Genomic DNA, 24375 nt, shown 5'->3' with positions numbered 1-24375 from the left:
ACCCCTTCCTTCCAAGTGAACTATTCACTTAATCCCTTCGCCCATGGGTAGCTCTTTAAATACGGATCTGGCTTCACCGGCTGGCCGGAATTCCATAACTCTTTGAATTGTCCGTCCGCTTGGATTTCGCCAATGCGCACCGTTTTCCATAGATGTTGCGTTTCCCCGTCAATTTTCACCGTTCCTTCCGGCGCCTTGTATTCAAGGCCGGCCGCAGCTTTTTTCACTTGATCCACATCAAAGGAACCGGCTTTTTTCACCGCTTCGGCCCATAAATGAACGGCCGTATACGCCGCTTCAATCGGATCATCGGTCACGCGGTCTTGCCCGTACTTTTCTTTATACTTTTGTACAAACGCCTTATTTTCCGGTGTATCGGTCGTCTGAAAATAGTTCCACACAGCCAAGTGACCAGCCAACACATCCGGCCCGATCCCGCGTATTTCTTCTTCCGCGATGCTGACGGACATCACCGTCACGTCTTTCGGTGTGATGCCAGCGTCTTTCAACTGTTTGAAAAAGGCGACATTGCTATCGCCGTTGAGCGTATTGAAGACGACAGCCGGTTTCACTTGTTTGATTTTGCTGATAATCGTGCTATAATCGGTATGGCCGAGCGGCGTATATTCTTCCCCGACCACTTGCCCACCTTCGGCCTTCAACTGGGCCTTGATGATTTTGTTCGCTGTCCGCGGAAAGACGTAATCCGATCCAAGCAAGAAAAACGTCTTGCCGCGGTTTTTCAAGAGCCAGCTGACCGCTGGAACGATTTGTTGATTCGTCGTCGCCCCAGTGTAAAAGATGTTCGGCGACGACTCCATCCCTTCATATTGCACCGGATACCAAAGCAGCCCATTGTTTTGCTCCACAACCGGAAGCATCGCCTTGCGGCTCGCCGATGTCCAACCGCCGAAAATGGCGGCCACTTGATCTTTTTGCAGCAATTTTTTCGCCTTTTCGGCAAATGTCGGCCAGTCGGACGCTCCATCTTCCACAACCGGTTCAATCTTCTTGCTGAGCAGCCCGCCCGATGCATTGATTTCCTCAATGGCCATTAACTCGGCATCGCGCAGCGACACTTCACTGATGGCCATCGTTCCGCTTAACGAGTGCAGGATTCCTACTTTGACCACATCCCCTTCTTTGCCAGCCGAAGATGAATCATTTTGATTCTCGTTTTTGGCTTGATCCACTGCTGATGACGCCGCACATCCCCCAAGAGCAAAAACACTGACGCATAAAAGCAGCCATAATTTCCACATGAATGCTGGTTTCATTCGCACACCCTTCCCCCTATTCATTTGAAACATCGATGAATTCCTGCCCCTCGTTCATCTAAAAGAGCGCATCCCTCCCTTGTTCCTCAAAAGCGATGCATGTTCTCCACGTTGAGGATTTGTTCTTGATTAGCAGTATAAGGCCCACGTTTCACGGACTCAACATATTTGTCATATTTTATTACATATTTTTGTTATATTTATTATCAATCATCTTTCGACCAATCAGCCAGGTCGAAAAACAAAACATGCCCCAAAAAGGCACACATGCACCTTTTTGGGGCAGCGTTCATTTCACAAGCGACAAATCCACTCCAATGACCCCGACAATTTGACCGTTATGATCCCTAATGGGAGCGGACACCGTGACGCAAAGATGTTTCGTCAATGCCGATACATACGGATCGGAAACATACACTGTTCCTCTACAAGCTTCCTGAAACCACGACCGGACTTTGGCGTTGACCAAGCCCGCCGGCGGATTCGAATAGACAAACGCCCCATCAAGACGATTCGACCAGACAGCCTCAATCTCTCCATTCTCAGATAAAAATCGATCCAGCACGCGTTGATGCATGGCCTCATCCATTTGTTCCAACGGAGCTGACTGAAGCAAAGCCGATAGTTTCTGAATCGTGTTTTTCACGACCGCATCATCGACAGAAATCGTTTCTCTCATCCAATCACGTCCGACCGTTTGCTGCAGCTCCTCCGCTGTCTTTTGCAGCGCTTCATTAATGCGCAAAATCTGTTCGACGCTTTCATGCTGTTCGTTCATATCCGCCGTCACTCGCTCGACAAACCGTTGATTTTCCTGGCTCAATTGCACGATTTCTTCTAGGAGAACGGCGATTTCTTTCACGCTGTCCGACTGCCCAGACGCTGACCGGACAGAAGAGGAGACGAGGTCCGTCATATCATTCAGCTGTCGCTGCAGCAAATGAAGGAACGACATAATCGCTTCCATTTCTTTCTCTTCGACATCGATTTGCTTTGTTTCTTCGCGAACGATATCGGTTGCCGCTGCGATTTCGCGTTGAATAAGGGACAAAATATCCTGTGTTTGCTGGACAGCTTCCGACGTTTGATTCGCCAACATGCCGATTTCCCGCGCGACGACCGCAAACCCGCGCCCATGTTCTCCCGCACGAGCCGCCTCAATATTGGCATTGAGCGACAAAATTTTCGTTTTCTGCGAAATCTCGCCGATCGCTGATATAATTTCATTGATGCGTCGCGAATGATGAACGAGATGGTCCATTTGTTCCAATAACGTTTCATGGTGGGAGCGCAGTGTTCGAATTTCTTTTTGCAACGTCTCCAATGAATTCCATGAATGCAGCCAATGTTCGGAAAACTGCTGGCTGCTCGCATACATATCACGCGAAGATGCAGCGATTTCCCTAGCCGCCTCCTCGATTGTTCGCATTTTGTTCGCCACTTTTTCCGTATACTCCACCGTTTTCTCGCTATGGTCCATCAGCTCTGCCGCACTATTCCGGCTTGAATCGGAAATGTCATTCAGCGAAAGTGCCGCCATCTTCATCTGTTCCATCGCTGCTTTGAGCTGATCAACCGCCACAACAATTTGCCTTGCAATTTGTTGCGGTCCTCCCTGCGTTTCCTCACGTCGAGGCTGATCCAGTTCGCGCTTTATTTTTCGTTCCGCACGTCTCGCAAAAATCAATGAGTGTCACTCCTTATGTAATATTTTATTACATGATTATAACATAAAATGAATACAAAACAAACTTTCAACTAATGATAGGCACTCACCATCCTCCATTGAAGACTTTTCTTTTGTAACGCCGCACCATACCAAGCGTACAAAAAAAGTGAGGGTGTCCCAAAAAGGATTGGAACACCCTTTCTTATTACTGTATATAGGCATAAAGCAATCACTAAGAAAAGAAACAATATGTCGTGTTTTGTTTGAGGAAAATTCCCCTTTTGGGCCAGCCCCTTTTCGCCTGCCTTTCCTCACCGTTTTCTGACTAAGTTTATCTCTCCACTTCTATAGCATGAAGAAGTCAACCGGCTTTTCAAAAAACGACGGATACTCTTGAGCAAGAAACCTCCGCGTGATGGCCTTTTCCCTTATTTAATACTATTCCGAACTGCTCCACGCTGATAAGACGGACTCGTTTACTCCTCTTTCCGCAACAAGTCATACAACGTAAGAGCCACGATTTTGGTTGCTGCAATCAAATCATCTATCCGAACGTGTTCATCCGCCCGATGGCCGTTCGCTTCAAGCAACGTGCGCGGACCAGCGCCAAATAGTACAACCGGAACACCCGCTTCCGCAAAGTGCCGTGCATCAGTGTAGAGCGGAATTCCATGAATTTCTGGTTCTCCTGTCATGATTTCCTTCCAATTTGCCACAAGCGTTTGAATGAGCGGGCAATCGGACGGTGTCGGCTCAAAACTTTTGGCCAAAAGAATTCGATCGCATTCTACTTCAATCCCCTCATAGCGCTCGGCTGCCCGTTTGACTAACTGTCGAATCTCCATTTCCACTTGCTCTCCGTCTTCTTCAGGAATCAAGCGGCGATCAATGCGAATAGCGCATTGGTCAGGCACAACGTTCGTGTTAATCCCCCCCGAAATCAACCCGACAACTAAAGTAGGGGAATCAATCCCCGGAACCACCGAACGTTTCTGTTGCAACGTTTCCCGATAAGCATAAAGGGCCTGCAATACGCCCGTCATCGCCTCAACGGCATCATACCCTGTATATGGCGCCGCTGCGTGGGCCGACTTGCCTTTCGTGCGAATTTCAAGATGAAGGCAACCGTTATGAGAGTTGACAATCGAATGCGTAAATCCAGCTGAAATCGCCATAGACGGCTGAATATACCCGTTTTCTATCATCCATTTCGGGCCAATTTCTCCGCCTGTTTCTTCATCAAAGTTAAAGGCAAGCGAGACGGTCCCCGAAAGCTTTTCACCCACTTGCCGAAGTGCCATGACTGCAAACGTATAGGCGGCAATGTCCGATTTCGATACCGCTGCTCCGCGCCCGTATATTTTCCCGTCGACAATTTCCCCGCCATACGGATCATACGTCCAGCCAAGCCCCGGGGCTACGACATCCCCGTGGGCGTTGAGGACAATTTCTGGGCCATCGCCAGATCCAAACGTCGTTTTTGCTACGACGTTCGCTACCCGTATCATCCCTCGTTCCCTTACTTTCTCGGCCTCCACCTCCAGCAGCTCGGCATCATAAAAGGAAAATTGCTGCAACCGCTTATAGATATGTTGGGCAATGGCATAGCAATCACCAGGTGGATTGTCTGAAGGAATGGCGACCAACTCGCGGAGAAATTCAATAATTTCTTTTTTCTCCATCTCGATCCAATCGATTATGTTTTGTTTCTCGTGAGATAGCATAATACGGCCTCCTTTATGCTGTTAGTTTCCGAATGACATCTAATAAAACATTCGTGCCTGTTTCAATATCTTCCACAGACACAAACTCGTCCGGATGATGGCTCAGTCCATCTTTACATCGTACAAAAATCATGCCCACATCGGTAATGGAAGCTAACGCCATCGCATCATGCCCAGCCCCGCTGACAAGCTTAACCGGAGCCATTCCGTGCTCTTTTAAGACATCGGTAATCACATTTGTGAGATGACCCGAACATAATACAGCCGGAGAATCCATCACTTCCGTAAATCGGCAAACGAGTCCCCGTCGTTGGGCAATATTTTCACATTTCCTTACGAATTCATTGATCGCACTCTTCCGCAATTCATCATCAATGGAACGAATATCAACCGTCCCTTCCACCGCTCCAGGAATGACATTGCTTACGCCCGGAAACACAGATAATTTCCCTACTGTCATCATCAGCTGATCACATTGGCTCGCCATTTGTTCGGCTGCCAGTATGACTTCCGCCGCTCCGGCAAGCGCATCTTTCCGCCATTGAATAGGAACCGTACCCGCATGTCCTGATTTTCCTTCGATCCGAAACGTATACCTCGACTGTCCAGCGATGCCAGACACCGCTCCGCACGCTTGGCCGATTTGCTCGAGCACCGGCCCTTGTTCAATGTGTAGTTCAATATAGCCACGAATGGTGCGAGGATCCCGGACAGCGGCGCGATAGTGATGCGGATTCATCCCGAGCTGTTCCATCGCTTCCGCTAGCGTCGTTCCCTGGTCATCTTTGGCCAACAGTTCTTCCGGACGAAGATGGCCTGTCATCGCCCGGCTTCCAAGCAGTGTCGTATGAAATCTTGCTCCTTCCTCATCCGAAAAACCGACGACTTCAATAGAGCAGTTGGGCCGTATGCCATGCCAATGCAGTGTATGAACAGCCTCAATCGCCGCTACGACCCCAAGAATGCCGTCATATTTTCCGCCTTCAACAACTGAATCGAGATGCGATCCGACAAGCAAAATCGGCGCATCGCGATCTTTCCCTTCGTATCGGCCGATCAGATTGTTCATTCCATCTTTTCTAACATCCATTCCTGCCTCTTTCATCCATTGAGCGACCAATTGATTAGCCCGTTCGCTTTCTTCGGAAAATGAAAGGCGTGTCACTCCTACTTTTGTTGCACTGCACCGGGCCAACTCCTCAATTCTCTGTACAATTCGGCTAGGATCGACTTGCAGATTAGGCATCGTCATTTGCTGTACACCTCTGCTTAAAAACATGAATTGTCATAAAAGATCGCAAGACTTGTAATATAGATTTTATTTTATCTTGCCATTGAAAGATATTCATTGGTAAAATCGCTATAAATTCAACACTTTTTTATACAACTTGACTAAAAAGGAGCGCGAACGCTAATGAAAATTTCTGATTTATTCCGCTCAGTCCCTGCCTTCCAGTCAGCTCGATTAGTAGCCGGACAAAAAGGAAAAGACCGCGAAGTATATAGCGTGAACATGATGGACGCCCCCGATATTGCTGATTACTTAAAACCAAACGAGCTGCTTGTCACAACCGCCTACCACTTAAAGGATAAACCGAACGATTTGCTCGAATTAGTCCAAAGCATGGTCAATCGACAATGCGCAGGACTTGCTATCAAAACAAAACGCTTTTTACATGAAATTCCGCATGAGGTGCTTGCTTTTGCGAATAAAATGGAATTCCCTCTTATCGAACTGCCTATTCATATCGCCTTAGGCGACGTCGTTACGCAAACATTAAGCCGTATTCTTGATAAACGAACAAACGAGCTGTTGCAAGCGATTGAAACCCATCAAAAGTTTACCGAGCATATTATGAGCGGAAAAGGCATTTCTTCTTTATTAAAAAACTTATCGTCTATTATTCGCCATCCTGTTCTATTGTTAGATAAATACCTTCGCGTCATCAGTTCATCGCATCCTGATTTCCATCTTCTTGTGGATTTAACAGATCTGCATAAAAACGGATATCGCCTGTTTTTGCAAAAAACACCCTATTCTTGTTTTTCGCTATTAGGCAATAAAAAAACTTTTTCTGCTTTCCCAATTTATACTCACGAAGAGAAAAGCGGTTGCTTAATCATCGTAGGAACAATTCCTTTTTCAAAACCATCGCTTGTTTTAACGGTTGAACAAGCAACCAACGTTATCGCTTTTGAGTTCATGAAAGAAAAAGCATTGAAGCAGTACGGAAAAAGAGTGCGCAATGAATTTTTTAACAACATCATAGAGGGGGCTTTCCACTCGCAAGAAGAAATCGTGATAAAAGCCAAAGAATTCCAAATTGAAAATGAACAGCCATATGTTTGTGTCGTTGGCAAGCTCGATGAGAACCTAGCATCGTTGAGTTTCATCCAATCACAGAAGGAAATAGATATGATTTTTGAATGGATCGAAGACGAAACGAAGGTTTGTTTTCCATCTGTTCATCATTTTGTGAAAGGAACGACATGCGTTTCCTTATTTCCGATCTCCCAATCGTGGAACGAGTTCCACACAACCGTTTTTCCATTTTTGAAAGAATTGCAGTACAAAATTAAGAACACATACAATCGAACCATTTCGTTTGGTGTTAGCAACTTATGCACACAATTTTTAGACGTGCAAAAAGGGTTTAAAGAAGCATTAGAAGCGTTGCAAATCGGCCAATTAGCAAACCATCACCAGTTCATCCAAATTTATCGCCGAAAAGACATTTCCGAACTATTGCAAATGATTCCTCCGGATTATTTAAAAACCTTCTATTATGAAACATTTCAAAAGTTGGCTCTTTCTTCAACAAATGAACGGGATATGTTGTTACAAACGTTATTCGTGTTTTTAGAAAACCATGGACAAATTTCAGAAACTGCGAAAAAACTATATGTTCACCGGAATACAGTCATTTATCGACTGGAAAAATGCGAAGAACTGATCCAGAAAGATTTGAAAGATCCTGAGACGACATTCCGCCTCCGCCTAGCTTTTCGGATCAAACACCTGCTTCACCTGTAAATGAATCTCTCCCGCCTGCACTCTATTCGAAGGCGGGAGCTCTCTCGGGGATAGTGTTAAATTATCATTGTTATATTTTTTGACAAATACCGATATTGGTTTAATAACAACAGATAAATTTACATTATGCACCTTAACTTTTCCTTTAAGTAAAGATTGGATAGGTTGACTAATGACATTGCCATCTCCGCGTTTTAATATGTTATATAAAGTAACACCAAATGTGATGAAAAAAGGGGGCAGATCGTGAATCGTGAACCTAGAAAGTCGTTCTTCTCACCGTTTGTATGTTTAATGTACGTTGACGCCATGTTGTGTCGTCTATGGATTGAAAACGTGCAACATTCACCAATTCATAATACTTGAAACAAGTTCGTTTCTTAATCTATGACTGGAAGATCCAAGGCGGCTACATCCCTCAATCATACTGAATCAAGTGAACGTGTAGCACATGGCACTGATGAATGAGGGAGAATGAGTTTTCCGATTGTCGCTACTGGCTGGCCGTTATAGGCTCGCCTCTTTCTTATCTTTATGTTAGGCGACCTTGGCCAAAAAACAGACAATGACAGCAGAAATGCACAAACATTCAAAAAAAGGGTGTTTTGTCAAAAAAATATTTTTTGACGCCCCTGAGAGGGCATCAAGCCTTGATACATCAATATTTCTAGAGGGAGTTGACAATACAATGTCCGTAAATACAAATGTGGAATCCGTGATTCAACTTGCGGAACATGTAGATGAATCACTGCAGCCAAAGACCGATAGAGATCGAAAAGTCGGACCGCTAAGTTACGTTTTTATGTGGATTGGCGACGGTGTCAACCTGGGCAATATGACACTTGGAGCTAGCTTGATAGTAGCTGGGACAGCTACACTTAACATTTTCCAAACTTTTGCCGCCGCAATTATTGCCATCGGGATTATTTCAACCATTTTCGCCTTAAATGACCGACTCGGGTACAGAACGGGAATCCCTTATGTGGTGCAGCTCAGAATGTCCTTTGGCCTGAAAGGCTCTGTCATTTCATCCCTTTGCCGAGGCATCCCGGCCATCGTTTGGTACGGCTTCCAAAGCTGGATCGGCGGTACCGCCCTGAACGAAATTATGAAGATTATCACAGGCGGATCTTTTGACAACGTAGCCATCTGTTTTGTGGTACTCCAAATCGTGCAAATTGTACTTTCACTGTATGGCTTTCACGCTATTAAATGGGTGGAAACCGTCGTATCAGTTGTCATTGGATTAGCCCTTATCTATGTATTTGTTGTTCTTCTTACATCATATAGCAATGTGATTGTCGAAAAATGGGTGCATACAGAAGGGTCATGGGGATTGCCGTTCTTTGCCTTTATCATGATGTTTATGGGCAACTATGCAGCAATCTTCTTAAGCGCCGCGGACTACTCGCGGGAATTGAAGCCCGGCATTAGCAACACAAAACGTGGCTTTTTATACTTTTTGCCCATTTTTGCAGCATACGGCTTGACCCTCACAATCGGTGCCATGCTTGCTTCCGCAACTGGTGTCGCCAATCCGGTTAAAGCATTTGCGATTGTGGTAGACAACTCATACATTACATTCTTTGTATCCGCGTTTATTATTCTCGGGTCTATTGGGGTGAATATGGTTGCCAATATTGTTCCGCCCACCTATGTCATTCAGTTGCTGACAAAACTAAAGTATAAACCGGCTGTAGCCATAACCGGATTGCTTGCGTTATGCTCATTTCCTTGGGTACTCGTACAAGATTCATCCTCTAAAGGTCTAGGAATATTCATTCTCATCTATTCTGCGTTTTTAGGGCCGATTGTTTCTATATTATTAGTTGAATATTATATATTGAGAAGACAAAAAGTGAATGTTTCAGATTTATACAAAGAAGACGGCCCATTTGCCGGGTATAATCCAGCCGCAATCCTCGCTATGTTTATTGGTGCTGGCGCAGCGTTTATCGAAGTGGATTTGGCATGGATCATCGGCTTTGTTGTGGCTGGAATTGCTTATTTCCTTCTTATGAAGTTCGCTTTTAAAGATTCGAAATTCAAAAAGGGAACGATCTTCGAAGTAGAAGATCAGGATATTGCACCGAAAAAATTCTGAATATAATTAATAATATTTAAATTATCAAGGAGGGTTCGCATATGCAGTTTGATCTTATTATAAAAAACGGGCTGGTTGTTTTCCATGATGAAGTCAAAAAGGCTGATATTGCCATCCGGGACGAAAAAATTTGCGGTATCGGAGAAGAGATCAACGGGAACGGCGCAGAAATCGTCGATGCTAAAGGACAATACGTGCTGCCCGGCATGATTGACATCCACGTTCATATATGTGAACCCGGACGCACGGAATGGGAAGGATTCCGAACGGGATCCATGGCGCTCGCCGCCGGCGGCACGACCGCCTATGTCGACATGCCTTTAAATGCCCTTCCTGCAACTACCACAAAAGAGGCATTAGAGTTAAAGATCAAGGCAGCCGAGGGGAAAAACTATATAGATTATGCTTTTCATGGCGGCCTCATCCCTGGAAACCTCGCTCATCTTCAAGAACTCTCCGATAGCGGGGTCGTCGCGTTCAAATGTTTTCTATCCACTTGTGGCAGCGACATCCCCGGCGATTTTAAAAACGTAGACGACTACACGCTCTATCAAGGGATGAAGAAATTAGCCGAACTGGGCCATGTATTATTAATTCATGCTGAAAACCCATCGATCACAGATCGCCTGGCTGAAGAAAAAATAAAACAAGGAAAAGTGACGGCCAAAGACTACGTCGACTCGCGCCCCGTTATTGCAGAAGTAGAGGCGGTGAAACGCTCCTTGTTATTCGCAAGAGAGACGGGATGCAAGTTGCATTTTGTCCATATCAGCAGCAGAGAAGCGGTCGAAGAAATTGTGAAAGCACGAAACGAAGGCCAGGATGTCACGCTTGAATCATGCCCGCATTACTTTACATTGACGGTCGAACAATTCGAAGAGCTGGGCGCTATCGCCAAATGTGCTCCCCCTTTGCGGGATGAAGCAGAACAGAAAAAACTATGGGAAGCGTTGAAACAAGGAAAAATTGATATGTTGGCATCCGATCACTCTCCATGCCCACCGGAAATGAAACAGAGCAATACCAATAATATGTTTGAAGTTTGGGGCGGGATTTCCGGTTGCCAAAACACTGTGGACTTAATGTTTGACGAAGCCGTCAAAAGGCGCCATGTTCCAGTTCCTCTTTTTGCCCGGATGATTGCGACGAATCCGGCCAAACGGTTCAATCTAACGACAAAAGGCGAGATTGCTATATCGAAGGACGCTGACATCATCCTAATTGATCCGAACCGGTCCTATACTGTGTCTGACGAACATTTATACTACCGCCATAAGCATAGCCCGTATATCGGCCGCACCATCCATTGCCAAGTAACAAAAACATTTGTTCGTGGTCATCTCGTCTACGACGTTGAAAAAGGCATTTTGGGAAAACCGGTTGGACAGTTGCTGAGAAGCAGAAAAACATTGCAAAGCATAGGGTAAATGAGTGCATTTTTAGAAGGCTAGTGCAAAACAACCTTGTTCCTTAAATCGAGGGTTATTGCGTGAAGAAAGGAACAGGTGTCGCATAGTTTCTCAAATAGAAAAACCTTACTGTTGAGCCATTCCGTTAAATCAGCGGCCTTTTAGATTTCAAATGACAAATCTATTTGCTCGCTTGTATGCGATTGCTCCATTTTCGACCATTCCAATACACCTTTTGTACAGGCCGACATCAAACTCGTCTAATAATTTTAGAGGGATAGCAAAGCAAAGGCAATGGTTGCAGAAAGCTATGGACAATATAAACACCCGCCCCTTAACGATGCAGGGCGGGTGTCGTTCCACATTCAACAGCAAGACGAAAATAAACGCCACCACCGAAATAATCGTCTCCATCGCCGTCCATGTCATGAGCGTTTCTTTGACGGTCATGCCGAAATATTCTTTGATCATCCAGAAGCCGGAGTCGTTGACGTGCGACAAGATCAAGGATCCGGCTCCGGTTGCCAAGACGAGCAGTTCCACGTTCGTACCCGGCATGGTGGCGGCAATCGGCGCAACAATGCCAGCAGCAGTCATCATCGACACAGTCGCTGACCCGGTCGCCACGCGGATGAGAGCAGCGATGCCCCAGCCTAACAGGAACGGAGATAAGTGCGAGTGTTTCGCCACTTCAGCGATTTGTTCGCCGATGCCGGAATCAAGCAGCACTTTGTTGAATGCGCCGCCCGCCCCGATGACAAGCAGGATGTTCGCGACCGGGCCGAGGCAGTCGTTGGCAAATTTCAAGACAGCGTCGCGGTTGAAGCCGCGGGCGTAGCCTAAGCTGAAGAACGAATAAACCGTCGCGATCAAGAGCGCAACAATCGGGTCGCCGATAAAGCGCAGCACTTTCGCCGCTTCTGACTTTTGATCAAGCGTCACGTTTGCGACAGAGGCAATCAACATCAAAATGACCGGAAGCAAAATTGTAAACAGTGTATTGCCAAAGCCAGGGAGTTCACGTGCTTCTTTATGCTGCACAAGCTGTTCGGCGATTTCCGCCGGCACTTTTTTATACAGGCGCGAGCCAATCCATTTTCCGTACAGCGGCCCAGCAATGATCGCCGTCGGCAGACCGACGATGATTGAATAGAGAATCGTCTTTCCGACATCCGCCTTAAAAATGCCGACTGCCGCCATCGCGGCTGGGTGCGGCGGGACAAGCCCATGCACGACAGACAAACCAGCGACAAGCGGAATGCCGATCGTCACAAGTGAAATGCCCGTTTCCATCGCGATCGTAAAGACGAGCGGAATAAGCAAGACAAACCCGACTTGGAAAAAGACCGGAATGCCGACTAAAAAGGCGACGACCATCATCGCCCAATGGACGCGTTTTTGGCCAAAGCGGTCGATCAACGTTTTCGCAATGCGCTCGGCGCCGCCTGATTCGGCCATCATTTTGCCGAGCATCGTCCCGAGCGCCAAGACGATCGCTAAAAAGCCAAGCGTATTGCCAAGCCCCGCTTTAATCGAATCAATGATCCCCGGCGTTTCTGGAGACGGAGCGACAAGCGGCATCCCCATCGCCAGTCCGACGCCGACGGACACTAAAATGAGTGCGACAAACGGATGCATTTTCGCCATAGTAATGAGCAATAATAACACGATAATAGCAGCAACAACAATGGCGATTTCCATCACAAGCTCCCCCTTTATCTTTGAGATAAATCGATTTAGTGAACAAAGCAAACGTTTTCAGATCTTTGAAGGAAAGGGCTAAATCGATTTAGCGCCCGATCATAGCCAGCTAAATCGATTTAGTCTTCCTCCCTTTACCCACTCCGCCGCTGAAACGCGGCGATGATGTTAAACTCCTCTTTCAACCGCTCATACAAGCGGGCATACAAATCAAACAGTTCAGCGTAAATGAGCGTATGTTCTTCCTTCGGTTCATGACGGGCTGTTGTGTCGATCCATGTTTTCACCGTTTCCAGCGACGGCAGCTCGCCTAACGCGTAAAGCGCCACCGCAGCCGCCCCCAGCGCCGACGCCTCGTGCGTCTGCGGCACGATGAGCGGTTTGCCGAGCATATCAGAAAGCATTTGCCGCCAAAACGGCGACTTGGCGAATCCGCCCGAGACGCGGATTTCCGACATCGGCCCCGTGACGTCGCGAATGGCTAAAGCGACCGAGAGAATGCTGAAGCAGACGCCTTCCATGACAGCGCGGATGAAATGCTCGCGCTTATGATGAAGGCCAAGGCCAAAAAACGTCCCACGCGCGTTCGCATTCCAGTACGGCGCCCGCTCGCCCGACAAAAACGGCAAAAACACAAGCCCTTCCGCCCCCGGCGGGACGCGTTCCGCGTATTTCGTCAACAAGTCATACGGATCCATGCCGAGCTTTTTCGCCACTTCCCGCTCGTGGGCGCCGAACTCGTCGCGCAGCCAGCGAAGCAAAATGCCGCCGTTGTTCGTCGGTCCGCCGACGACCCAATAGCCGGGCGTCAACGCATAACAAAACGTCCGCCCTTTTTCATCGGTCGTCGGTTTTGCCGCAATCGTCCGCACCGCCCCGCTCGTTCCGATCGTGATGGCCGCTTCACCTGGGAGCACCGCCCCGACGCCGACGTTGGCGAGCACGCCGTCGCTTGCTCCGACGACAACAGGCACATCCGGAGCGACTCCCATTTTTTCCGCCCATTCTCTTTTCATGCCAGTCATAATATGCGTGGCGGGAACGAGCCGCGGAAGTTGCTCGCGGCGGATGCCGACAAGGGCGAGCGCCTCCTCGTCCCAATCGAGCGTGTCCAATCGGAATAAACCCGTCGCCGATGCCATGGAATGGTCAGCGACATAGTCGCCATACAGACGGTGCAACACGTAATCTTTCACCGACACAAACCGCCGTGCTTGCTGAAATACGTCCGGCTGCTCTTCCTTGAGCCAAAGCAATTTCGATAGCGGCGACATCGGATGGATCGGCGTCCCCGTCCGCCGATAAATATCAAGCCCGTTCTGTTCTTTCCACAGCCGCTCCGTTTGAGCCACGCTTCGGTTGTCCGCCCAGATGAGGAGGCGGGTGAGCGGCCGGCCCGACTCGTCAAGCGCCATAATCGAGTGCATCGCCGCACTCAAACCCATCGCTTTCACTTGTTCTGGGCGGATGCCGTGGCGGACCGTCACCGCCCCGACCGCTTGAACGACCGCCGCGAACAGTTCATCGGGATCCTGCTCGGCAAATCCCGGATGCGGCTGGATGATCGGATAGTCGACAGCGTGAGAAGCCAGCACCTTCCCCCGCCCGTCAAACACGACCGCTTTCGTACTTGTCGTTCCAATATCAATCCCAATGACGACGTCCCCATAAATCGCCATCGTTTCTCCTCCCTTCCTCATGCCTTCTCCCGTTTGATCGATGTCCGTTCCATCAATACCGGGGAGAAACGAAATACGCGCGGACCGTCGGCTTTTTTCGCTTTCATTTGTTCAAACACGCGCTCAGCTGCTTTCTTCCCCATCGCAAACGTCGGCTGGGCGATGGTTGTCAGCGCCGGCGTGTAAATGTCGGCAAACGGTACATCATCGATGTTGATGATCGCCACCTCATCCGGCACACGAACCCCTGCGTCTTTCACAAACCGCAAAACGCCCATTAACGTCAAGTCGTTAATCGCAAACAAGGCGTTCGGCCGCTCCGATTCCATGAACCGCTTCTTCAGCTCCCCAGGCAGCGCGGCAGGTTCAGCGGCGATGACGTTTTGATCGCCAACTTCAAATCCCCTTTTCTCCATAGCCGCCCGAAACCCTTCCAACCGCTCCATCCGCGGCACGTTGTAAGAGACAAGCGGCGGGGTGACAATCGCAATCCGATCGCGGCCCTGGGAAGCGAAATACTGAACCGCCATTTCCGCTGCACCTGCATTATCAAGCAGCACGCTGTCTGCCTCCACTCCCGGCACCATCCGGTCGACAAACACAAGTGGAAACCGTTCCTCGACAAGACGGCGATAGACATCCTCGTTCTTCCCTGTTGGAAACACGATCAACCCGTCCACTTGCTTCGCCAGCAGCGTATCAACATATGTTTTTTCCTTATCCGGATCATCGTCGGAATTGCAGACAATGACTTGAAACCCGCGCTTTTGGCATTCCTCTTCAATGGCGTGCAGCACTTGCGTTGTCATCATATGAAGCATATTAAAAACAATCACGCCAATGGTCGCTGTCGTCTTTTGCTTCAAACTGCGGGCGATGATGTTCGGCTGATACCCAAGCTCTTCAATCGCCTCGGCGATGCGTTTTCTCGTCTCCTCGCTCATATACTCATAGCGCTTATTTAAGTATTGTGACACCGTACTTTTCGAAACGTTGGCCAATTTCGCGACATCGGCCATCGTTACTTTTTTCAAAAGGGATCCCTCTCTCGTACTAAATCGATTTAGTTCAAAAGCGTTTTCATAAACCGGTTTAGCTTTATTATAAACCAAATGAAAGCGGTTTACAATAGTTTTGGATTGAAATCCTAAAGCGTCAGAGAAAGTTCGAAAATCCAACGTTCTTCTTCGTTTTCGCACCTTTTGAATCAAAACGTCTGGTCAATCGATGAGTTCTTTGATAAACGGAGAATACATGCGAATGTTCCTCCAATGGGTTGGTTTGGTCACCTTTACCATACAGGAACATTCGCATTTTTTGCACCCTCTATTTTTCCTATGCATACCTATCTTAAAATCTCAAGTACAACTTGTGGTGAAGAGCCGATATTGGTTCATCACCAAAAGATGTACTTGCACCTGCCATTAAAGTATGGTAGCTGTTTCTAACTGAACCTGCAATGTAAGCTGTAGGGTTTTGACACGAAAGCACATTGTCGTCGATCCCCCCATGATTTTTGCATGATTGGGAGTCGACGACAGCTTGCCCTCGTTTTCATCCAGCGATCGGAAACAACAGCCGGGCCGCATACACAACGCCTGTAACGGTAATGGCGCTCAACAAAGTCGACACCAACACCGCCTGGGCGGCGTAATCTGGGTGGCAGTCATACTCGAGTGCATACAGCGCCGTATTGCGCGAGCACGGATAGGAACTAGCAATGAGCAACGCCTGAGCCGTCACTCCATCAATTCCTAATAGAAAGATCAAAGACGCAGCCAACAGCGGCGACAAAACGAGACGCCCAAACACACTTGCATACACAAGCGGCGGCAAGGCGTTAAAACGGGCGTAGGCGATTTGCGCCCCCAACGTAAAGAGGGCGATGGCTAAAAACGCGTCGGCAACCCGCCGAAGCGGCGTCCATAAAAATGATGGGATTGGGACGTGAAGCCATCGGCAGACCACACCGAACAACAGCGCGTGAAGAACGGGATTTTTCCATATCTCAGCAGCCCATTTCCCACTTTTCCCGTTTCCTGACACGAACTGATACACTCCATATGTATTGGTCAAGAAGTTTTGAAAAATGGTCACGATGATTTGAATCGTCGCCCCGAGCGGATGTTGGTGAAACACCAGCTGGCTGACAGGAATGCCGAAGTTGCCAGAATTGTTCAGCACAACCGTATTTTGAAACACCGCTGCCATACTTCGCTCCAGTTTGAATAGTTTCGCCATGATCCTACTCAAAACCATCAGCCCGCCGTTTTGCAACAGAAGAAACCCTAAGATAGCCGCTAACACCTTTCCATTCAACTCACTGTCGTACACGTTGATGAATGCGACTGCCGGCAGCAGGACATACATGTTCAATTTGGATAATGTATTGAGGTCAAGACGAAAGAAACGGTGAAGCCCTGCTCCCAAGCCGACGATCAGCAACATCGGAATCATGACTTGAAGCAAGATACTCACAAAAATGTACAAGATGTTTTCCCCCGCTTTCTTTATGCATACGGAAGCCGCTATTCTCTGAAACGGATCTCGCTCATCCTCTTTTCTTATAGATCCGCTCCGGACGTCCGACCGATCCATAGACAATATCGGCTAGCACTTGTCCCGTGGAGACAAGGTATTCTAAATATCGACGGGCGGTCGTCCGGCTTGTGCCAATTTGCCGTCCGACTTCTTCGGCCGTCACTCCATCTTGACACCGTTTCACAACCATCAGCACTTTTTCAAGGGTTAGCGGCTGAATGCCTTTTGGAAGCATAGGCTGATCCCTAACCGGGGCCTCCCGCCCGATCAGTTTGTCGACATCCTCTTGATCGATCCACTCTTTTTCTTTCATCCACTGCTGCATTTTATCATAATATTCTTTATATCGATGCAAGGTTTCGGCAAATCGATCAAACATAATCGGCTTGATAATATAATCAAACACCCCGCCATGCAGCGCTTGTTTCAAGGCATCCACTTCTCGTGCTGCTGTGATCATAATAATATCGATATTGGAAAAGCGTTCCCGAACCCATTTTAAAAAAGAGAGGCCGTTCATATCCGGAAAATAGACATCAAGCAACAACACGTCGGGTTGCAGCACCTCTGTCAATTCACTTGCCTCTTCGGCGTTCGTGGCAATGCCGACCACTTCATACCCATTCACTTTCTCGACAAAGCGCCGATTAATTTCAGCGATGCGGCGGTCGTCTTCAATAATAAGTACACGAATCATCCCCCCTGCTTCCCTCCCTCCGAAATATTGATGCATAAAGGTGTAGAGGCCTTTTATGGGAAATGCTTTCTTTCAGCATGGGTTGGCACGGCCCGACCGCTTCGGAATAATGACGGTAAACACCGTTCCCTCTCCTTGTTTCGACTGGTAGGTGATTTGCCCACCAAGCATCGCCAGCGCCTTCTTGACAAGATCAAGCCCATACCCACGGAGGCCGTTGGCTTTGGTCGAAAAGCCGCGGTCGTATATCCGTTCCGCCACATCCGGATCAACGCCTAATCCGTTATCCTCGACCTCAATAATCAAGTCATCGCCGAGGTCGGTCAAAAAAATGGTCACTCGTTTCTCTTCTTTTCCGTTGTGGAGGACCGCTTCCATGGCGTTATCCAACAAATTCCCGATAATCGTCACCAAATGGTCGCGATCAATCCATGGCGGCACATCGCGAAAACTGCTTTCCCGATCAATTTCAAAGGTGATTTTCAGCTCATGGGCGCGGTTGAACTTGCCAATCAGCAGCCCGCCGATGATCGAATCCGGGATTTCTTTCATGACAAAACGAATGATATTTTGTTGTAAGTTCGTTTCTTTCGTAATAAGCTCAAGCGCTTCTTCATACGACTCAAGTTGAATCAACCCAGAGATCAAATACAGCTTATTGGAAAATTCATGTGTTTGCGCCCGCAGCGCATCCGCGTACACCCGGAGCTGGGACAGCTCTTTTGTGAGGCGATACAGCTCCGATTTGTTGCGAAACGTCGACACCGCTCCAATGACACGCCCAGTTTTATCCTTAATCGGGATTCGGTTCGCAATGACCGTTTCTTCACCTAACACCATTTCATCGTCAAATTCCGCCTGTCCCGTCCGAATGACTTCAGGCAACCTCGAGTGGGGAATAAGCTGTAAGATAGGCATTCCCAATACACCGCGTTCGTTCTCATACCCAAGCAACTTCAACGCGGTTTGATTGACCATTGTAATCGTTCCCTCTTGATTGATGGCCACAATTCCTTCGCGAATCGCTTCTAAAATCGCCTGCTTTTCTTGGTAGAGCAAACCGATTTCTTCCGGTTCAAGACCATGAATCGATTTTTTCACCGTGCTGGCGATCGCCATTGCACCCACCGCTCCGAGAAAGAGGGCAAAAACGGAGAAGAGAAACATCTTCATACGATACGACCATACTGTACGCTGAATATCCTCTAGCAAAAAACCAACCGAAACAATGCCGATCACATGTCCGTTTTCATCAAAAATCGGCGCTTTTCCCCGGATCGCCGGACCAAGCGAACCGACCGCCTCGGAAATAATCGCTTTGCCTTTCAGCACTTCGCCGTTGTCGCCCCCTACCATATGCTTTCCAATCCGATCTGGCAGTGGGTGAGCGTAGCGGATTCCCTTACGGTTGCCAATCACTACGTACTCCGCCCCTGTCTTTCGGCGAATATGTTCGGCAAACGGCTGCAAGCGCACTGACGGATTCGGGTCGCGGAACGCCTCGCGCACGAGCGGAGTCGACGCGACCGTCTCGGCCACATTCAGCGCTCGCATGCCAATTTGTTGTTTGAGCGTCGTCGCAAACATATGCTGAAACAAAAACGTTAAAACCACGATCACCAGCAGCAACAATGAACAAATAATGACCATTAACCGTGTCTGAAGCTTCATAGGGCTCGCTCCCCAAACAGCAAATAAAGAAAGACAGTCCGCCTGTTAGGCGGAACGTCTTTCTTTCTATTATTACATATCTTCGTTGATGACGACCGATTTTCCTCTTAGTTTCATGACAAACGGCACGGCAATCCATAAAAAGGCAATGACCAACAAGACGAGCGAAATCGGCTTTTCAAAGAAAACGAGATAGTCCCCGTTTGATGCCGTCAACGCCCGGCGCATATTGTTTTCGATCATCGGCCCGAGAACAAGCCCCAACACAAGCGGTGCCAATGGATAGTCGTGCTCTGCAAGCCAGTAGCCAAGCAGACCAAACGCCAGCAACAGGAACACATCAAACGTCGTCACTTGCACCGCATACACACCGAACACGGAAATGGCAATAATAAGCGGCAACAAATATTTCGTCGGCGTCTGGATAATTTTCGCGAACACTTTGACGAGCGGCATGTTGAGAATGAGCAACATGACGTTGCCGATAAACATGCTGGCGATCAATCCCCAGGCGACAGCTGGATGCTCATCGAACAACAGTGGACCTGGCTGGACGTTGTACATAATGAGTGCACCCATGAGGATCGCTGTCGTCCCTGAACCAGGAATGCCCAGCGTCAAAAGCGGAATCATTGCGCCCCCAGAAGCCCCGTTGTTCGCCGACTCCGGCGCCGCCACACCGGCGATCGTCCCTTGCCCGAACTTTTCCGGATGTTTGCTCACTTTCTTTTCAAGAATATAGGAGAAAAACGATGCCAACGTGGCCCCGGCTCCCGGCAGCACCCCGATGAAAAAACCGAGCAGCGACCCACGGGCGATCGGCCCCGCGCTTTCTTTCAAATCCGCTTTCGTCGGCAACACGCGCCCGATTTTGGCGATGTCCCCGTCGTTCGTCTCATGATGGAGAATGGACTTGAATACCTCTCCTAACGCAAATAGCCCGACCGCTACGGTTAAAAACTCGAGACCTCCATATAAATAGGAAATGTCGTACGTAAAGCGAGCCACGCCGGAAACATTGTCGAGCCCAATCGTGGAAAGCAACAAGCCGAACACTGTCATGATCCATGCTTTCGTCATCGATTTGCCAGCCAGTCCGCTCACCGCCGCCAACCCGAGCAGCATGAGCGAAAAATATTCAGCCGGGCCGAACTTCAGCGCCACATTCGACAACGGTTGGGCCAATAAGACGAGGCCGATTAGCGAAACAATTCCGGCGACAAAGGAACCGATCGCGGCAATGGCAAGCGCCGCCCCCGCCCTTCCTTGCCGGGCCATTTGATAGCCGTCCAGCGTTGTGACAACCGATGACGATTCCCCAGGCGTATTTAACAAAATCGATGTCGTCGAACCGCCATACATCGCCCCGTAATACACGCCGGCGAGCAAAATAATCGAACTGGCTGCCGCCTGTTCCGGACTAAGGCCGGACGTCATCGACGCCGTCACCGGAATAAGCAACGCCACCCCGCTCATCGGGCCAATCCCAGGAAGCACACCGACCGCTGTGCCGATCAACACCCCGATAAAGGCAAACAGCAAGTTATGCGGCTGAAGCGCTGTCTGAAATCCGTCAAGCAAAAACGATAGTGTGCTCATGATGCCCCTCCCTTCATTGGAACCAAATCGGCCAGCTTGGCAATGTTCCTTGCAGCAGCTTCACATAAAGGCCATATACGCCAAGCGAAAAGCCAGCCGCAATGGCGATCGACTTCCATAGCGCCCCTCTTTCCATCGTTTGAAAGCCGATAACAAGAAACAGAAACGTCGTGATTACATACCCAACCGTTTCAAGCAACGTCGCATAGAAAACAGCAGCAATGAAAATGATGAGAAACTTTTTGTACTGCCGCGGCGGCTTCTCTCCCACTGAATCCTTATAATCCTTATAGCCTCTCGTTTCAAACAACAGCTTGATGCTTAATAATGCCAGAACAAGTCCAAGCAAAAACGGAAATACGTTCGGTCCTACCGCACTGCCGTAGGCGCTTTTCGATAGGCGCAAGCTTTCCGCCATAAACAAGGAACCAACCGCCAAGAATGCCACCGCCGCGATCCGATCAGCCGTTTTGTTCATGGTTCTTCCTCCTGTTCTTTACAAAAAAGGGGAAGAATGTTCTTCCCCCTTGCTTCATTTATGCATGCCAAGCGACTTCAGAAGGTCGCCGATTTGCTGCTCCTGCTCTTGCAAAAACTTCGTAAATTCGTCCGAATTGCGATATTCCGCCGCCCAGCCTTGTTTTTGCAGTTCTTCTTTCCACTTCTCGTGTTCAGACAACTTTTTCAATGTTTCTTCCCAAAACGCTTTTGCCTCTCGGGACATTTGCTTCGGCCCAAAAACCCCGCGCCAAATCGTAAATTCCGCATCAATGCCAAGCTCTTTCAACGTCGGCACGTCTTTCAGCACTCCGCCGAGGCGTTCTGGAGCGGAAACCGCCAACACCCGCACTTTGCCGGCTTTGAGATATTCGCCAACAGAAGAGGCATCCGTTGCAATCACATCGGCATTGCCGCCAAGCAGCGCAGCCATCGCTTCCCCGCCGCCATCGTACGAAACATACTTGACTGATTTCGGATCGATGCCCGACTTATAGATCGGCAAAATCGCGACTAAATGATCCATCGAACCTGGCGCCGATCCCCCGGCTACCGTGACCGATTTCGGATCTTGTTTAATGGTATTAAGCAAGTCGGTTAACGTTTGAAATTTCGAATCCGCCTTCACAACAATCGCGCCAAAGTCCTTCGTCAACTGGGCGAGCGGTGTCGTGTCTTTGTAGCCAAACGGGCTGTTCCCTTCTTTTTTCAAGTTGTTGATAATAATTGGCGGGGAGTTGACAAATAGTTTGTAATCGTTTTTCACATCTTGGGTGGCGTATTCGGCCATAAAGACCGCCCCGCCGCCGCCTGGTTTGTTTTCAACCGTCATGGTCTGTTTGACGAGCCCCGTCTCATCCAACACCTTCGTAATCGCGCGGGCCGTTAAATCCCAGCCGCCGCCCGCCCCAGACGGAGCAACAATCGTAATCGGCTTCGTCGGATAGTTTGAGGCCGATGAGCCAGAGTTCGAACCGGATGATTTCGACCCCGCCGATTCATTGCCCCCACAGGCCGCCAAAGCCAGTGTCATCATCCCTGCGGCGAGCAATCCCCACCATTTCGTTTTCTTCATTTCTCCCTTGCCCCCTTGTTTTTTGATAACGTTTTCAATCACAACCTTACCATGCCGCGGGATGAGCGTGAAGTTTTTGAAAATAAAATGAATTTTGTGCATTTTGTTCATGGAGGTATAATCAGACCTGATATCAAGCACCTAGCGGAACGCTGGAGTCTCAAAGCAAAAAAAGACCGCCAGCCTTCAAAGCAGACGGTACGTGAACTACCCCCACTTAATTTTCTAGCGAAAATTTGAAGTGGGGGCTTCCAAAGAAGTTTGACTGCTTCAAGCAATCCTTATTCTTTGAGGCGTGTCCACTTCGCCGCTAGAGCATAAGACACTCAGGTCTACAGCTTTACTTTTCTTTAAGATGTTTAATGCGCCATTGACATCAGCATTAATGAGTTTGCCAGACTTTGTTCGATACAAGCCGCGCTTAATACGTTTGCCGCTGAACTTATATTCTTTTGGATTGTCGGCATTATATTCAGGAATCTCATCGCCGTCAAAAAAGCTGGCTTGAGACGTATATGATTCTTCCTGTTTCAAGAATTCAATGCCGTAAAATTCACAAAGATATTCTAGTTTTTCTTTTATGTTACCGAGAGGAATATTGACAAAGTTTTGATTTGTCTTTTTTCCTAGATTAATATTGCGTTGCCATGTTTCCGCATAGCCAATGACAAGTTTGCCAATTTGATTTTCAATACAGTAGTTAATGATGTAACGGCAAGTCTTGTTGATATAATCATTCACTTTATTATTGCGATTCATAGCAAGCAAAGCCTGTTTACGAGTGGTGCCTTTGATTTTTTGCTTATCTTTTATGCTTTGAAGTCTGGCATTTTCTTTGTTAAACCATTGATTTATACTTTTTAATCTCCGCCCATCAATGATGAATGATCTGCCGTCTGATGTGACACAAGTGGCAAAATTGTTTAATCCTAAATCAATTGCCAGTGCTTTTTGGTCATTTAATTCTCTTTGATCTTCAGGCATTTCATATTTGTACTGAATCTCAAAGAACCTGGCATGATGCTTAGGAATGATTTCAATCTGCTTAATCTTTTTGTCCAGTAACACAGGCGGAATCGTTATCGTGATAGGCTTGCGAGTCTTTTTAAATAGGCGAGAATACGGTATCGTGAATTTGTTGCCGTCTATACGAATCTGGCCAATGATCAGTGAATGAAAGCCATCTTTTTTAAGATATTTTGGAATACTGATAGCCTTGTGGTCATATTTTCCTTGTTTGGCAAGACTGATCAAACCAAAGAAAGATTTAAAGGCTTCATTGACCTTTTTTAAAATTTGCTGTGCCATGTTGCTGTTTAACAGCTTATAGTTTTCGTTAGTTTTTGCAAGATGATAGTTTTTCTCATAATTAAGAAATTCCTTGTGTTCAAAATAGTATTGTCTGACATTGTACAATCCGACGTTGTACATGTTCTTGGCAATATGGCACAGTTCTCGAAGAGTCAAGTATTCTTCTTTGGTCAAACCATTTAGCTGTTGTTTGATACAAAAATACATTTTTTCACCTCCCATCTAACTATATTATACTATATTTTACTGAATCTATCCTATTTTCAGCAAAATATAGTTAAGGCGATTCATCTCCCACTTACTCCGCTTCGCTTCGTTGAAGTGGGAGTCTTCTCGCCTAATTAAGATAAAACTTTGGTACAGTACATATTTTATGTGACAGGACA

Annotated in this window: 16 protein-coding genes and 1 pseudogene; 3 read left to right on the top strand and 14 right to left on the bottom strand. The window is 47.8% G+C overall.

The features are described 5' to 3' along the window. Positions 1–20 precede the first annotated feature (20 nt). From urtA to NST29_RS08345, 4 genes are all read right to left on the bottom strand, one after another. Positions 21–1277: an urea ABC transporter substrate-binding protein gene (urtA, locus tag NST29_RS08360; RefSeq protein ID WP_062898667.1), complete on the bottom strand. Its 1257-nt coding sequence runs from the start codon at positions 1275–1277 to the stop codon at positions 21–23. A 289-nt stretch (positions 1278–1566) separates the two neighbouring features. Beyond that, positions 1567–2964 carry a methyl-accepting chemotaxis protein gene (locus NST29_RS08355; RefSeq protein WP_339232924.1) on the bottom strand — a complete coding sequence of 466 codons (1398 nt, stop codon included), beginning with the start codon at positions 2962–2964 and terminating at the stop codon, positions 1567–1569. Positions 2965–3422: 458 nt separating this feature from the next. Further along, complete coding sequence (locus tag NST29_RS08350; RefSeq protein WP_055357883.1) at positions 3423–4670, bottom strand: ArgE/DapE family deacylase; 1248 nt, start codon at positions 4668–4670, stop codon at positions 3423–3425. Between the two features lie 13 nt (positions 4671–4683). After that, positions 4684–5922, bottom strand: a complete 1239-nt coding sequence (locus NST29_RS08345) for an allantoate amidohydrolase (RefSeq protein ID WP_055358533.1) — start codon at positions 5920–5922, stop codon at positions 4684–4686. A gap of 162 nt (positions 5923–6084) precedes the next feature. Here NST29_RS08345 and NST29_RS08340 point away from each other — a divergent pair, with 162 nt between their 5' ends. The 3 genes from NST29_RS08340 to allB all read left to right on the top strand — a co-directional run bounded on the left by NST29_RS08340 (position 6085) and on the right by allB (position 11235). Continuing rightward, positions 6085–7704, top strand: a complete 1620-nt coding sequence (locus NST29_RS08340) for a PucR family transcriptional regulator (RefSeq protein ID WP_339232923.1) — start codon at positions 6085–6087, stop codon at positions 7702–7704. A 688-nt stretch (positions 7705–8392) separates the two neighbouring features. Beyond that, positions 8393–9808: an NCS1 family transporter gene (locus NST29_RS08335; protein ID WP_061580988.1), complete on the top strand. Its 1416-nt coding sequence runs from the start codon at positions 8393–8395 to the stop codon at positions 9806–9808. A 41-nt stretch (positions 9809–9849) separates the two neighbouring features. Next, a complete protein-coding gene (allB, locus tag NST29_RS08330) occupies positions 9850–11235 on the top strand; it encodes an allantoinase AllB (RefSeq protein ID WP_055358144.1) in 1386 nt (461 codons plus the stop codon). Positions 11236–11580: 345 nt separating this feature from the next. Here allB and NST29_RS08325 read toward each other — a convergent pair. The 10 genes and pseudogenes from NST29_RS08325 to NST29_RS08280 all read right to left on the bottom strand — a co-directional run. After that, a pseudogene (locus NST29_RS08325) lies at positions 11581–12918 on the bottom strand (GntP family permease); the annotation flags it as partial. A gap of 134 nt (positions 12919–13052) precedes the next feature. Beyond that, positions 13053–14597, bottom strand: a complete 1545-nt coding sequence (gntK, locus tag NST29_RS08320) for a gluconokinase (protein ID WP_339232922.1) — start codon at positions 14595–14597, stop codon at positions 13053–13055. A gap of 17 nt (positions 14598–14614) precedes the next feature. After that, complete coding sequence (locus NST29_RS08315) at positions 14615–15631, bottom strand: LacI family DNA-binding transcriptional regulator (RefSeq protein WP_339232921.1); 1017 nt, start codon at positions 15629–15631, stop codon at positions 14615–14617. A 520-nt stretch (positions 15632–16151) separates the two neighbouring features. After that, positions 16152–17087, bottom strand: a complete 936-nt coding sequence (locus NST29_RS08310; RefSeq protein ID WP_014196016.1) for an AEC family transporter — start codon at positions 17085–17087, stop codon at positions 16152–16154. A gap of 61 nt (positions 17088–17148) precedes the next feature. Further along, positions 17149–17835 (bottom strand): response regulator, encoded by a 687-nt coding sequence (locus NST29_RS08305; protein WP_339232919.1) that lies wholly within the window; start codon positions 17833–17835, stop codon positions 17149–17151. A 72-nt stretch (positions 17836–17907) separates the two neighbouring features. After that, entirely contained in the window at positions 17908–19506 is a 1599-nt protein-coding gene (locus NST29_RS08300) for a sensor histidine kinase (RefSeq protein WP_339232918.1), read from the bottom strand. 72 nt (positions 19507–19578) lie between these two features. Continuing rightward, positions 19579–21105: a tripartite tricarboxylate transporter permease gene (locus NST29_RS08295; RefSeq protein WP_020279065.1), complete on the bottom strand. Its 1527-nt coding sequence runs from the start codon at positions 21103–21105 to the stop codon at positions 19579–19581. 13 nt (positions 21106–21118) lie between these two features. Next, a complete protein-coding gene (locus NST29_RS08290; RefSeq protein ID WP_020279064.1) occupies positions 21119–21583 on the bottom strand; it encodes a tripartite tricarboxylate transporter TctB family protein in 465 nt (154 codons plus the stop codon). Positions 21584–21637: 54 nt separating this feature from the next. Continuing rightward, positions 21638–22678 (bottom strand): tripartite tricarboxylate transporter substrate binding protein, encoded by a 1041-nt coding sequence (locus NST29_RS08285; RefSeq protein ID WP_025039006.1) that lies wholly within the window; start codon positions 22676–22678, stop codon positions 21638–21640. 270 nt (positions 22679–22948) lie between these two features. Next, on the bottom strand, positions 22949–24196 hold the full coding sequence (locus NST29_RS08280) for an RNA-guided endonuclease TnpB family protein (protein ID WP_069304302.1): 1248 nt from the start codon (positions 24194–24196) through the stop codon (positions 22949–22951). Between the last annotated feature and the right edge of the window lie 179 nt (positions 24197–24375).

It is taken from the genome of Geobacillus sp. FSL W8-0026, assembly GCF_037966255.1.
In the GTDB taxonomy this organism is placed as follows: domain Bacteria; phylum Bacillota; class Bacilli; order Bacillales; family Anoxybacillaceae; genus Geobacillus; species Geobacillus icigianus.
This window is presented reverse-complemented; position numbering and strand designations above follow the sequence as displayed.